The sequence below is a fragment of the Curtobacterium sp. VKM Ac-2889 genome, from assembly GCF_015350855.1.
In the GTDB taxonomy this organism is placed as follows: domain Bacteria; phylum Actinomycetota; class Actinomycetes; order Actinomycetales; family Microbacteriaceae; genus Curtobacterium; species Curtobacterium poinsettiae.
Genome location: NZ_JADKSC010000001.1, coordinates 368,410 through 380,352, shown reverse-complemented (window position 1 = coordinate 380,352; position 11,943 = coordinate 368,410). Strand labels below are relative to the sequence as shown.

13 protein-coding genes are annotated in these 11,943 nt (G+C 73.0%); 5 read left to right on the top strand and 8 right to left on the bottom strand.

Translation table 11 applies throughout. The features are described from left to right. Window positions 1–15 precede the first annotated feature (15 nt). From ITJ50_RS01915 to ITJ50_RS01895, 6 genes are all read right to left on the bottom strand, one after another. Entirely contained in the window at window positions 16–666 is a 651-nt protein-coding gene (locus ITJ50_RS01915) for a GntR family transcriptional regulator (RefSeq protein ID WP_017888510.1), read from the bottom strand. Between the two features lie 133 nt (window positions 667–799). Continuing rightward, on the bottom strand, window positions 800–934 hold the full coding sequence (locus tag ITJ50_RS17240) for a hypothetical protein (RefSeq protein ID WP_214518795.1): 135 nt from the start codon (window positions 932–934) through the stop codon (window positions 800–802). Between the two features lie 14 nt (window positions 935–948). After that, on the bottom strand, window positions 949–1,053 hold the full coding sequence (locus tag ITJ50_RS17235; protein ID WP_017888512.1) for a DUF1810 family protein: 105 nt from the start codon (window positions 1,051–1,053) through the stop codon (window positions 949–951). Then, window positions 1,050–1,841: a YqjF family protein gene (locus tag ITJ50_RS01905; protein WP_052481703.1), complete on the bottom strand. Its 792-nt coding sequence runs from the start codon at window positions 1,839–1,841 to the stop codon at window positions 1,050–1,052. Before ITJ50_RS01905 ends, ITJ50_RS17235 begins: the two co-directional genes overlap by 4 nt. Continuing rightward, on the bottom strand, window positions 1,838–2,236 hold the full coding sequence (locus ITJ50_RS01900; protein ID WP_017888514.1) for a hypothetical protein: 399 nt from the start codon (window positions 2,234–2,236) through the stop codon (window positions 1,838–1,840). Before ITJ50_RS01900 ends, ITJ50_RS01905 begins: the two co-directional genes overlap by 4 nt. A gap of 78 nt (window positions 2,237–2,314) precedes the next feature. Next, window positions 2,315–3,583, bottom strand: a complete 1,269-nt coding sequence (locus ITJ50_RS01895) for a bifunctional phosphopantothenoylcysteine decarboxylase/phosphopantothenate synthase (RefSeq protein WP_194590083.1) — start codon at window positions 3,581–3,583, stop codon at window positions 2,315–2,317. Between the two features lie 64 nt (window positions 3,584–3,647). Between ITJ50_RS01895 and ITJ50_RS01890 the strand changes: the two genes are divergently transcribed. Then, complete coding sequence (locus ITJ50_RS01890; protein WP_194589803.1) at window positions 3,648–4,439, top strand: NRDE family protein; 792 nt, start codon at window positions 3,648–3,650, stop codon at window positions 4,437–4,439. Window positions 4,440–4,793: 354 nt separating this feature from the next. Here the strand turns inward: ITJ50_RS01890 and ITJ50_RS01885 are convergent, their stop codons facing one another. Next, entirely contained in the window at window positions 4,794–5,732 is a 939-nt protein-coding gene (locus ITJ50_RS01885) for an SDR family oxidoreductase (protein ID WP_017888517.1), read from the bottom strand. A gap of 133 nt (window positions 5,733–5,865) precedes the next feature. Here ITJ50_RS01885 and ITJ50_RS01880 point away from each other — a divergent pair, with 133 nt between their 5' ends. From ITJ50_RS01880 to ITJ50_RS01870, 3 genes are all read left to right on the top strand, one after another. Further along, window positions 5,866–6,975 (top strand): LLM class flavin-dependent oxidoreductase, encoded by a 1,110-nt coding sequence (locus ITJ50_RS01880; protein WP_017888518.1) that lies wholly within the window; start codon window positions 5,866–5,868, stop codon window positions 6,973–6,975. A gap of 191 nt (window positions 6,976–7,166) precedes the next feature. Next, window positions 7,167–7,829 carry a hypothetical protein gene (locus tag ITJ50_RS01875; protein ID WP_017888519.1) on the top strand — a complete coding sequence of 221 codons (663 nt, stop codon included), beginning with the start codon at window positions 7,167–7,169 and terminating at the stop codon, window positions 7,827–7,829. Window positions 7,830–8,198: 369 nt separating this feature from the next. Beyond that, window positions 8,199–8,690, top strand: coding sequence for a pyridoxamine 5'-phosphate oxidase family protein (locus ITJ50_RS01870; protein WP_017888520.1), 492 nt, complete (start codon window positions 8,199–8,201; stop codon window positions 8,688–8,690). Window positions 8,691–8,999: 309 nt separating this feature from the next. On the opposite strand, the gene ITJ50_RS01865 is transcribed toward ITJ50_RS01870, so the two are convergent. Then, window positions 9,000–10,247: a mannosyltransferase family protein gene (locus ITJ50_RS01865; protein ID WP_194589802.1), complete on the bottom strand. Its 1,248-nt coding sequence runs from the start codon at window positions 10,245–10,247 to the stop codon at window positions 9,000–9,002. Window positions 10,248–10,497: 250 nt separating this feature from the next. Here ITJ50_RS01865 and ITJ50_RS01860 point away from each other — a divergent pair, with 250 nt between their 5' ends. After that, window positions 10,498–11,907 carry an MFS transporter gene (locus tag ITJ50_RS01860; RefSeq protein ID WP_017888522.1) on the top strand — a complete coding sequence of 470 codons (1,410 nt, stop codon included), beginning with the start codon at window positions 10,498–10,500 and terminating at the stop codon, window positions 11,905–11,907. The last annotated feature ends 36 nt before the right edge of the window (window positions 11,908–11,943 follow it).

The following is an 11,943-nucleotide window of genomic DNA, read 5'->3' as shown; positions in this document are numbered from 1 at the left end:
CGGGTACAGGTGGACTCAGCGCTTCTCGCCCGGCAGCTGGTGGATCGCCTCGGTCGCGAGCTCGGCCGCGACGTTGTCGCCCGACTCGGTGGCCGCGCGCAGGCGTCGGAAGTCCTCGGTCATCCGGTCCCAGTCGACCAGTTCGTCGAGGTTCGGCAGCCGCAACCGGAACGCCAGGCCGTCCATCGTGTCGCGGCAGACGCGCTGCAGGTTCTCGTTGCCGCACTCGGCGACGTACAGGGCGAAGACGTCGAGGGCGTCGTGGTTGACGGCGGCGACCTCGTGCGCCTCGAGCTCGGTGATCGTCTTGTCGAGCTGGGCCAGGATCTTCTTCCGGCTCGCCGTGCCGAGGCGCGGGACCGCGAGCCGGACCACACCGCCGAACAGCACGCCGAGGGTCTGCATCGCCTCGATGACCTCGGCGGGGTCCGGCGTCGTGACGCGGGTGTACCGGTTCGGGGCCATCTCGATCAGGCCGGCGCGGGACAGCTGGCTCAGGGCCTCGCGGATGGGCGTGCGGGAGACGCCGAGCCACGAGATGAGCTCGTCGTCGTTCAGTCGTTCCCCGGGGAGCAGGGTGCCGTCCATGATCGCGTCGTGGATCTTGTGGCGGACGGTGTCACGGAGCAGCTGGTGCTCGGTCGGGGCGCTGCGGGGGACCGGCATGCGTTCTCCTTCGGGGGTGGCGGCGTCGGGGCGCCGGGCGAACGGGCACGGTCGACATCGCACGTGCTCGCATCACCGTACCTGATATGACAACGGCGTTGCGATCGGTTCAGCGCGTGTCAGTACCGGGGTGTCAGGTGCCGGTTCGGGCGGGTCCTCGATCGACGAGCAGGCGGATCGTGGCCGGGTCCTCGGCAGCGTCGTACAAGCGCTCCAGCACGTCGACGAACGGGCCCGGGTCGGCGGCGATCCGGGCGAAGAGCGTCATCGACGACCGGAGCTTCACCTCGACGACTTGCGGCCGCGGCGGAGTTCGTCGAGTGCGACGTCGTGCACCCCCTGCTGGGCGCGGACGAAGCGGTCGAGGTCGAACGGGTCGTCGGTCACCGGACGACCCCGCCCCAGCCGTACCGGACCGTCGTGCCGTCGACCACGAGCAGGGAGTCCGGCGCCCGGTCGAACAGCCCGGGCATCCCGACCGCGTCGGGCAGGTCGCCCTCGAGCCGGTCGAGCGTGGCCGCACGGGTGGTGAGCACCGGGTGCTGCCGCTGCCAGAACAACGTCTGCGCCAGGTACCGCGCGTGGATCCCGGCCCGGGTCGTGAGCTCCGCGGCCAGCGGCGTGTCGACGACCTCGCCCACGGTCACCCGCACCGACGCCGCGTGCTTCGGCTTGGCCGCCCCCGTCGGGCGTTCCTGCCGGAGCGACCGCGCCCACCGCACCGGGTGCAGTGCGCGGGTCGGGTGCCGGACGGAGCGGTGCGCGATCGCGTCACCCCGGCGCCGGGAGCGTGCGTGCGCGAACGTGTACGGCACGCCGAGCAGCGCGTGCGCCGCCACGATGGCGGGCACGTTCGCGGTGTCGACCGTGCGGTAGGTCACCCCGCGCCGCCCCTGGTCGTCGACCGTCAGGACCTCGATTGTGACCTCGGTCATGGTGCCGAGCCGCCCGGCGGACGGGAACGGCGGGACCCGGGTCTCACGGAACACGTACGCCGACAGTCCCACCCAGGCGCTGCCGTCGACGACGTCCGGGCGGGTGCCACGCGGCACGAGCCGCCGCAGCGACGCCGGGTCGTGCCGCCAGTGCGCGAAGACGATGTCCTCCCACGCGTGCTGGGTGACCGGGCGGTGCAGCAACGGCACCGCCGCGCGGGTCCACGACGGCTGGGTCACGGCTTCGGCGCGTGCCGACCGACCCGGATGCTCCAGAGGACCAGTGGCAGCTGCAGGGGGAGCCGCAGGACCCCGACCAGCCGCATCGCCCGGCTCGAGGTGGGGTGCTCGAGCAGGTCGTTCGCCATCTTCAAATTCGCCGGGAACACCGCCGCGAACAGTGCCGCCGCAGCCCAGCCCGAAGCGCGGCGGGTCGCGGGGAACGCGAGCCCCGCGGCGATCCCGAGCTCGGCCACGCCGGAGGCCAGCGTGGTCAGCCGCGGCGGCAGGGCCTCCGGCACGATCCGGTCGAAGTGGGTGGGGCGCAGGAAGTGCATGGCACCCGCCCCGCCGAGGGCCACTGCCAGGATGGTGGCAGTGCGGTTGGCACGTCGGATCCGCTCACGTCGTCGCATGTGCCCATCGTGCCCGCTCGTCCTCGGAAGCAGCCGGAGGCGCGGCTCAGTTCAGTGCGCACGCACGGCAGTGCGCGTTCACGTCAGTGCGGTCGCGACGAGGTCGAGGACCGCCGTCGCCACCTCGGCCTTCGTGCCGGAGGTCTCGCGGACGACCTGGCCACCGGGGACCAGGACCTCGATCGCGTTCTCCTCGCGTTCGAAGCCGGCCGACCAGCCGACGTGGTTCACGACGAGCAGGTCCGCGGGCTTCCGGCCGATCTTGGCGCGCCCGAGTTCGACCCGGGCGTCGCGGTCGGGTTCGGTCTCGGCGGCGAACCCGACGATGACCTGCCCGGTCCGCCGTGCTGCGACGAGGTCGGCGAGCACGTCCGGGTTCCGCACCAGCTCGAGCGTCATGCGCTCGCCCTGCGCGTCCTTCTTGAGCTTCTCGGAGTGCACCTCGGCCGGTCGGTAGTCGGCGACCGCTGCGGTCATCACGACGACGTCGGCCTCGGCGGCGGCCGCGTGCACGGCGTCGGCGAGTTCGAGCGCGGACCCCACGGGCACCACGGTCGCGTCCAGTCCGGCGGTCAGCGAGCCGTCCACGTTCGCGGCGACGAGGGTCACGGACGCGCCACGACGGACGGCGTCGGCGGCGATCGCGATGCCCTGGCGGCCGCTGGAGCGGTTGCCGACGAACCGCACCGGGTCGAAGGGCTCGCGGGTGCCGCCGGCGCTGACGACGACGCGGACACCGGCCAGGTCCCCCTGTTCACCGCGGGCCCCGGTTCCCGCGCCCATGCTGGTCCCCCCACCGCGGCGGCCGGCCGGGGCGGGGTGCTCGTCGAGCACCGCGAGTGCCGCGACGACGATGTCCTCGGGCTCCGCCATCCGTCCGATGCCCGCGTCGTCGCCGGTGAGCGCGCCGACGACCGGTCCGACCAGGTGGACGCCGCGGTCACGCAGCGTGGCGACGTTCGCCCGGGTCGCGGGGTGCTCCCACATCTGCGGGTGCATCGCGGGGGCGACGACGACGGGTGCCTCGGTCGCGAGCAGCGTCGTACCGAGCAGGTCGCTCGCCAGGCCGTGCGCCATCCGGGCCAGCGAGTCCGCGGTGGCGGGGGCGATGACGACCAGGTCCGCCCGGCGACCGAGCGCGACGTGGCGCACCTCGGCGACGTCGTCCCACACGCTCGTGGTGACGGGGTTGCGGCTGAGGGCCTCGAGCGTGGGCAGACCGACGAAGCGCAGTGCGCCCTCGGTCGGGACGACGTGCACGTCGTGGCCACGCTTGACCAGGTCGCGGACGACCCCCACGGCCTTGTAGGCGGCGATGCCCCCGGTGATCCCCACGATGACGGTCAGGGCGCGCTCTGCTGCTGCGTTCACCTGGCTCACGCTACCGGGGCCACGTGCGAGGATCGACGGCATGTGCACCGTCGTCGTCCGCGTCGACCCCGGGTCCGCGTGGCCCGTCACCGTCCTGGCCCTGCGGGACGAGTCGCCCGAACGCCCGTGGGACCCGCCCGCCGCGTGGTGGCCGGACCGCGACCCCGAGGTCCGCGGTGTCCGTGACCGTTCCGCCGGTGGAGCCTGGCTCGCTGCGTCCGACCGTGCCGGACTGGCCGTGGTGCTCAACCGCGCCGAACCCGTCGCGAGCGCCGACGGGACGTGGACGACCCGCGGGGTGGTGCCGGTGGACGCCGTCGCCGACGACCTGCTGCCCGGACACGACGGCACGCTGCCGACCACCCGGGCCTTCAACCTGGTGCGCGCCACGGCCGAGGGCGCCTCGGTGCTGACCTGGGACGGCGATCGGGTCCGCACCACCGAGCTCGGTCCCGGCGTCCACATGGTCACCCACGGTGCGGCGGACGACCCCGCGGCACCGCGCATCGGTCGGTGGCTCGAGGCCTTCCGCTCGGTCGACGCGCCGACCGGCCCGCCGGTGCTCGGCCCCTTCGACGAACTCCGCACCGTGGACGCCGGTGCCGACGCCGGGGACGGGTGGGGTGGTTGGTTCGGCGTGCTGGCGGAGTCCGCAGCGCTGCCGAGCGACCACCCCGACGCGATCCTCCGCGACGTGCACGAGGCCGAGGGGCACATGACGACCCTGTCGATCGTCGCGGCGGCGATCGCGCCGGGCCGCACCGTCCTGCAGCACGCCCGGCTGACCGAACCCGGTCGGCTGGACGGGTCGGTGGAGCTGCACCGCGCCTGACGCGCTCGGCGCGCCGGACCCGACCCGGGCCTCCCGGCTGCGCCCCGCGCCCGTCGCGAGACGCCGGTGTGCCCGTCCGACGCCGCCAGGTGCGCGAGACGCCGCCGAAAACGGCGGCGTCTCGTGCGTTCCGGGGCGTCTCGGGATGACGCCGGCGTGCAGCGTGCGCTCCCCACCACCGGACGGGAGGCCCGTGGTGGCGCGACCACGGGCCTCCCGTCCGCCTGTCCCTGCGTTCTCGAGCGCGCGAGACGCCGGTGTGCCTGTCAGGCGCCGCCAGGTCCACGAGACGCCTCCGGATTCGGCGGCGTCTCGTGGAGCTGGAGGCGTCCTGGCGAGACGCCGGCGTCTCGGCTAGAGCGGCGGGCGCGTCCCCGTGAGGTCCTCGGCGACCGCCCAGAGCGAGCGGGCGAGGTCGGCGCTCCGCGCAGAGCCCGGGATCGACACGGTGGTGGTCGGACCGGTCATGCCGAACGGACCGGAGGGCCCGTAGTACGCGCCACCCACGGCGTTCGGGCCGACCGCAGCGTAGAGCAGCGGTTCGGTGCCCTGCTCGACGGCCTGGGTGAAGGGCAGCGCGCGGTTGCTCGACCGCACCGGCTTCGACCGACCGAGCGAGCGCCCGGCGGCCTGCAGGTTCGTCCGGGTGTAGCCGGGGTGGGCGGCGGTGCTGACCAGGGGCACGTCGGCCTCGACCGTCAGGCGGTGCAGGTGCAGCGCGAGGAGCAGGTCGGCGAGCTTCGACTGCGCGTAGGCACGCCAGCCGTTGTAGCCGCGCTCCCACTGCAGGTCGGCGAAGCGGATCCGGCCGGGGATCGCGGCGAGGCTCGACATCGTCACGACACGGGGTGCCTCGGCCAGGGGTGCACCGGTCCGGGCTGTCCCGGCGCGGAGCAGCGACGGCAGCAGCAGGTTCGTCAGGGCGAACGGGCCGAGGAAGTTCGTGCCGAACTGCAGCTCGAAACCGTCGACGGTCTCGAAGCGCTCCGGCGGGGCCATCACGCCGGCGTTGTTGACCAGGACGTCGATCGGACGTTCCTCGTCCACGATGCCGCTCGCGAAGCGGCGGACGCTGGCCAGGTCGGCGAGGTCGAGTTCGCGGACCTCCACGTCGGCGCCGGGGTGGGCGGCGCGGATGCCGGAGGCGGCGGACTCGCCCTTCTCGGTGCTGCGGACGGCGAGCACGACGCTGGCGCCGGCTCCGGCGAGGCGCAGGGCGGCCTCTCGTCCGGTGCCGCTGTTGGATCCGGTGACGACGATGCGGCGTCCGGTCTGGTCGGGGAGGTTCGGCATGCGGGTGACCGTACTCGTCCGGGCTGGCCGACCCCGGCCGGGCCTGTGCCGGACCGGTCGCCCACCCCGTGCGCGCTGGGGCGCATCGTGCTACATTGATGCAAACGCATGGAAATGCGATCAGGAGGACACCATGAGCAACGCATTCGGCACCGACCGTCCGTCGGACGTCCCGCCGCCCGCACCCGATCGGGTCGGGCCCCTGCAGCTCGGCCTCGACACCTTCGGCGACGTCACCGAACGTGCCGACGGCAGCCTGCAGTCCGACGCGCAGAGCATCCGCGACGTCGTCGACCAGGCCGTCCTCGCCGACCAGGTCGGCGTCGACTTCATCGGCGTCGGGGAGCACCACCGCGCCGACTTCGTCGTGAGTGCCCCCGAGGTCGTCCTCGCCGCCATCGCCGCCCGCACCGAGCGCATCCGCATCGGCTCGGCGGTCACGGTGCTGTCCTCCGACGACCCCGTCCGTGTCTACGAGCGCTTCGCCACCGTGGACGCGCTGTCGAACGGCCGCGCCGAGGTCATCCTGGGCCGCGGCTCCTTCACCGAGTCGTTCCCCCTGTTCGGCTACGAGCTGAGCGACTACGAGGTCCTGTTCGAGGAGAAGCTCCAGCTCTGGGCGGCCCTGCGCGGCGGCGACGCCGTCACCTGGTCCGGCACCAAGCGCGCGGGCCTGGTCGACCAGGACGTCTTCCCGAAGCTCGAGCACGGCGCCATCCCGACCTGGATCGGTGTCGGCGGGTCCCCGCAGTCGGTCATCCGTGCCGCGTCCTACGGGATGCCGCTCTTCCTCGCCATCATCGGCGGGCAGCCGGCACAGTTCGCCCCCTTCTCGCGCCTGTACCGCCAGGCCCTCGCGCAGCTCGACCTGCCGCAGCAGCCCATCGCGATGCACTCGCCGGGCTTCGTGGCGGCCACCGACGAAGAGGCCGCCGAGCGGTACTGGCCGTACCACAAGGCCGTCACCGACCAGCTCGGCCGGGAGCGCGGCTGGCCGCCCCTCGACGTCGCCGGGTACCGTGCGAGCCTGTCGGCCGGCGGGTCGCTCTACGTCGGCTCGCCGGAGACCGTCGCCCGCAAGGTCGCACGCAACATGCGGATCCTCGGCGCCTCGCGCTTCGACATGCGGTACGCGACGGGTCGCCTGCCGCACGCCGACATGATGCGGTCGATCGAGCTCTACGGCTCCGAGGTCGCGCCCCGCGTCCGCGAGCTGCTGGCGCAGCCCGTCCCCGTCGCCTAGCGACCGGTCCCGGTCCGGGTCCGCAAAACACCGGTGTTCGCACTCCGCACCACCCTTCGCGGGTGTTCGGAGCGTGAGCACCGGTGTCGTGCGTTCGGTTCCGGCGGGCAGCGCGGCGCGCGGGCAACGGCCGGGAGGTCCGGGGCGGCCACCGAGATCGGCTCACGGGGGCCGCGGGTACGGTCCAGGGCATGTCGTCACACCCCGACCACGCCTCCGGTCCCGTTCCTGGTCACGCCTCCGACTCCGTCGTCGAGCGCCGGTTCCGCGGGCGGATCATGGGCGTCGGCACGACCTCGGGCGTCCGCATCGTCGTCGGCATGTGGGACCGCTCACCGTTCGGGCCGTTCACGGACGTGTTCCTCGAGCTCCCCGACGGCACCAGCGTGCTGCTCGCCCCGGACGAGATCGTCGCCGCGTACGTCTCCGGCACCTACCGCTTCGACACGGTCTCGGTCGTGGACGTCCACGCCCGCCGCACCGCCCGCGGCCTGGAGCTGAGCGCCGGTGCGCTGGAGGCCTCGATCGACGTCGGCGGGATCTCGCCGCTCGGCCGGATCCTGCGCATCGTGCCGAAGCCGATCGCCCGAGACCCGCGCTGGCTCGCTGCGATCGACCCCGTGGCGCGCCTGCTCGCGCCGGGCTCCGGCACCGCGGGCTCGGCGGGCAACGGCCGCCGCGAGTACTACGGCGTGACCGGGGCGCACGACGTCACCGGTGTGCGCGGCACCTGGGCGGGGGAGTCCCTGGGGGACCTTGCGCCGCTCGACCCGCCCGTGGCGTTCGGCTTCGCCTCGATGCCGAAGATCCCGCAGGTCGTCGACGTCGAGACCACCATCCGCGAACCCGTCTGAGCCCGGCCGGCCGGGAGTCGGTTCCGTGCGTGTGCATGTTCCGACGATGCACGTGTCGAACGACTCGTGTCCGATCGCTTGATGCACACGCATCCGGTGCGTGTGCATGCAACGACGTTCCACCTGTCGATCGACGCGTGTGGTGTCGCATCCTGCACACGCATGTGCGGCCCGACGGCCGGGATCTGCCGGGGCGGGGGCGGCGAGGCGGAGGTGCGCCGGGCCTCCAGGCCGACCTCAACCGGACCACCTCGACGCGCGGGGCTGACGCGTCCAGCGCCGGAGGGGCACACTGGTCGGAACGGTACGGCCCCGTGAACCGACGGTCGCACGTCGGGCGGATCGGGGCGCATGACGCAAAGGAGCACCATGACCGACACACAGACGGAGCAGCGCGCCGCCATCTCGGACATCGTCCACGGCGCCCACACGGCACTGCTCACCACGGTGAGCGAGGACGGGAACCTGCACGCCAGGCCCCTCGCGGTGCAGGACAAGACGTTCCACGGGACCCTGCGGTTCCTGGTGCAGGACGGCAGCGAGAAGGTCGAGGACATCGCGCGGAACCCGCACGTCAACGTCTCGATCGAGTCGCAGGGCGGGTACCTGTCCATCGCCGGGACCGCGACCGTGACCCAGGACGACTCGGTCGTCGACGAGCTGTGGTCTCCGTTCGCCGAAGCGTGGTTCCCGGAGGGGCGTCAGGACCCGACGATCCGGCTCCTGACGGTCGAGGGGGTCTCGGTCGAGTACTGGACCCAGGACACCGGGCCTGTCGGAAGCCTGGTGCAGATGTTCAAGGCGGCACTCGGCAAGCAGAGCCAGCCGGACACGGGCGACCACGGGACGCTCGAGCTCTGAGGCTCTGACGGCGTGGTGGGGCCGGCCCGGTGCGGGGCGGTGCTGTGGCGCCGGCTTGGTGCGCTGACGCCGTCGTGTTGCTGTGGCGCCGCCTCGCGCGCATGACGCCGCCGGATTCGGGGGCGTCCTGCGCACCTGACGGCGTCGTGACGAGACGACGGCGTCTTGCCGCGACGAGACGCCGGCGTCGTGACGAGACGCCGGCGTCGTGACGAGACGAGGCGCCGGCGTCGTGACGAGACGACGGCGTCCTGCCGCGACGAGACGACGGCGTCGCGCGGAGACCAGCCCGGTCTGCGCGTCAGCTGCTCACGGCGGGCCGAGCAACCAGAGCACCGCGACCAGCACCGGCTGCCCCGCCAACGCTGCAGACACGAGCGTCCACCGCATCCAGGGCTTCGCGACCAGCTCGGGCGACCCGAACAGCGGCGCGAGCGGCATGAGCAGCCGCGGGGTCGAGGCCATCGGCAACGACACCGCGAACACGTACAGCGCGTACCCGGCCGAGTACAGCACCGTCGTGGGCCCGAGCCGGCGCGTCGACTTCCGGAGCAGCCAGATCGGGTACGAGACGAGCAGGAACACGACGATCAGGATCCCGCCCACGCCGAGCCAGCGGCCCGCGATGAGGAACCACGGCGTCAGCGGCACGAAGTCCACCCGGCCGATGAAGTTCACCCACCAGGACATCTCCGTCTCCAGGTACGCGTTCGGCGTCCCGGTGACGTGCGAGGCGATCACCGGCCAGGCGAGTCCAGCGGCGACCATGGTCAGGCCGGCGGCGACGACCCCGACCTGCTCGCGGAGCGGGAAGCCCTCGAACACGCGGCCGGTCTCCCGCCGCGCCCGGACCCACCGGACGAGCGCGACGACGCCGAGCACGAGCGGGATCGCCAGGGCACCCGGGCGGGTGAACGCCGCGGCGACCCCGAGGGCGGTCAGGAGGGCGTACCGCCGACGTTCCAGCGCGAGCAGCGCCCCGAACGACAGCACGAGGAACATGCTCTCCGCGTACCCGACCTGCAGCAGGAACGACAACGGACCGCAGCTGAAGAAGAAGACCGCCCACATCGCCGCTGCGTGCCCCGCCCGGTCCAGCACCAGCCGGTGCAGCAAGAAGGTGGCGAGCAGGCCTGCGACGATCGCGACCAGCGGCGCGCCGAGGTCGAAGGGCACCCCGGTCGAGGCCGTCAGCGCTCGGATGGTGAAGGGGAACGCCGGCAGGAAGGCCCAGGCGTTCTGGGCGACGTTGCCGGCAGCGTCGAGGGGCAGGGCATCCGGGTAGCCGTGCAGCGAGATCTGCTCGTAGTACTGCCCGTCCCAGGCGACCAGGAACGCGCCGAACCCGTGTTCGTTGCCCCAGATCGCGTTGTCCGGCAGGGCACGACCGATGAGCGGGTACGCGAGCGCGAGCCACAGTGTGGACAGCACCCGGCCGCCGGTCCAGACGAGCAGGACCGCCGCCCACGCGGGCAGCGACGTCACGGTGTCGAAGGCACGCCGTCGGCCGGCGGACCACCGTCCGGCGAGCACGCCGGCACTGTCGGTGCGGCTCACGCGCGAGTTCCTCGGCGTTCGGGTGGTCGGGTCGGCACCCGGCCAGGGTAGTCGGCCCGAGCGTGAGGATCGCCCCGAACCACCCCTGGAGGCCCGACCTGCGTCGTGCAACCCACCTCGCGCCCGGTGGACGGCCGGTGCCGAGTGCGGTGGGTGGCCCGTTCCGCGCGCCGTCCCGACGCTCGGTTCCGCGTGGGGACGGGCGACGTCGTGACGGCAGGGACGTCCGCGGGCATAGTCTCGATGGGCGATGACGACGACGGCGACGACACCCAGACGACGGACGGGCAGCACTGCGGTCGCCGTGCTGGTGGCCGGGGCCTACTTCATGGAGCTGCTGGACGGCACGATCCTGGCGACCGCCGCGCCGGCGATGGGGCGTGACCTCGGGGTCGACTCCGCCGCGGTCGGTGTCGCGATCACCGCCTACCTTGTCACCCTCGCGGTGTTCATCCCGGTGTCCGGCTGGCTCACCGACCGGATCGGCTCGCGGACCGTCTTCGCCGGGGCCATCGCGCTGTTCACGATCGCGTCCGCACTGTGCGCGCTGTCGACCGGGCTGGTGGAGCTGACGCTGTGGCGCATCCTGCAGGGCCTCGGCGGAGCGCTCATGGTGCCCGTCGGCCGGCTCGTCGTGCTCCGGAGCGCCGGGCGCGAACAACTCGTCACCGCCATCGCCATCCTGACCTGGCCGGCCCTCGCCGCCCCGATCATCGCGCCGTTCATCGGCGGCGTGCTCGTCGAGACGCTGTCGTGGCACTGGATCTTCCTCATCAACATCCCGCTCGGCGTCATCGCGTTCGTCGCCGCCCTGGTGCTCGTCCCGCAGGAGCGTGCGGCGCAGCGGGTGCCGTTCGACTGGTTCGGGTCGCTGCTCGCCTGCGTCGGGCTCGGCTCGCTCGTCGTGATGGCGTCCCTGCTCGCACTCGACGTCATCCCGGTCCTGGCCGTCGTCGTGTCCGGTGTCGTCGGAGCCGTCTGCTGCTGGTTCGCGATCCGGCACTTCCGTCGGGCGCCGCACCCGATCATGGGGCTCGACGCGTTCCGGCTCGAGACGTTCCGGGTGTCGCACGCCGGCGGCAGCCTGTTCCGTCTGGCGGTGTCCGCGGTGCCGTTCGTGCTCCCGCTGCTGTTCCAGGACGCCTGGGGCTGGAGCGCCGTGCTCGCCGGGTCAGCAGTGCTCTGGGTGTTCGTCGGCAACCTCGGCATCAAGCCGATGACGACCCCGTTCCTGCGCTGGTGGGGCTACCGCCCGGTCATCATCGTGTCGTCGGCCATCGCCGCGCTGACCGTGGTCGCGATGGCGTTCATGACCGAGGACACCCCGTTCTGGCTGCTCGCCGTGCTGCTCGTCGTCAGCGGTGCTGCCCGCTCCGTCGGCTTCACGGCCTACAACACCATCGCCTTCGCCGACGTCGAGCAAGCAGACATGACCCCGGCGAACACGCTGTCGTCGACCCTGCAGCAGACCGCCGCGGGCTTCGGGGTCGCCGTCGCCGCGGTGGTCATCCGCGCGGCCTCGGGGCTCGGGGGCGACGGACCGTACACGGTGGCCTTCTGGGTCATCGCCGCCCTGCTCGTGGTCGCCTGCGTCGAGGGCATCCTGATGAGTCGCTCAGCGGGCGACACCGTCCGTCCGGTCCGCCGTGTCCGCGCCTGATCCCGCCGCTGTCCGTTTCCGTCACGGTCACACGGA

Bases quoted from the DNA above. Each gene is read 5' to 3' on its own strand.
- ITJ50_RS01915 (WP_017888510.1), bottom strand. From the start codon at position 666: ATGCCGGTCCCCCGCAGCGCCCCGACCGAGCACCAGCTGCTCCGTGAC.
- ITJ50_RS01890 (WP_194589803.1), top strand. From the start codon at position 3,648: ATGTGCACCGTCGTCGTCCGCGTCGACCCCGGGTCCGCGTGGCCCGTC.
- ITJ50_RS01870 (WP_017888520.1), top strand. From the start codon at position 8,199: ATGACCGACACACAGACGGAGCAGCGCGCCGCCATCTCGGACATCGTC.
- ITJ50_RS01900 (WP_017888514.1), bottom strand. From the start codon at position 2,236: ATGCGACGACGTGAGCGGATCCGACGTGCCAACCGCACTGCCACCATC.
- ITJ50_RS01875 (WP_017888519.1), top strand. From the start codon at position 7,167: ATGTCGTCACACCCCGACCACGCCTCCGGTCCCGTTCCTGGTCACGCC.
- ITJ50_RS01880 (WP_017888518.1), top strand. From the start codon at position 5,866: ATGAGCAACGCATTCGGCACCGACCGTCCGTCGGACGTCCCGCCGCCC.
- ITJ50_RS01885 (WP_017888517.1), bottom strand. From the start codon at position 5,732: ATGCCGAACCTCCCCGACCAGACCGGACGCCGCATCGTCGTCACCGGA.
- ITJ50_RS01860 (WP_017888522.1), top strand. From the start codon at position 10,498: ATGACGACGACGGCGACGACACCCAGACGACGGACGGGCAGCACTGCG.
- ITJ50_RS17240 (WP_214518795.1), bottom strand. From the start codon at position 934: ATGACGCTCTTCGCCCGGATCGCCGCCGACCCGGGCCCGTTCGTCGAC.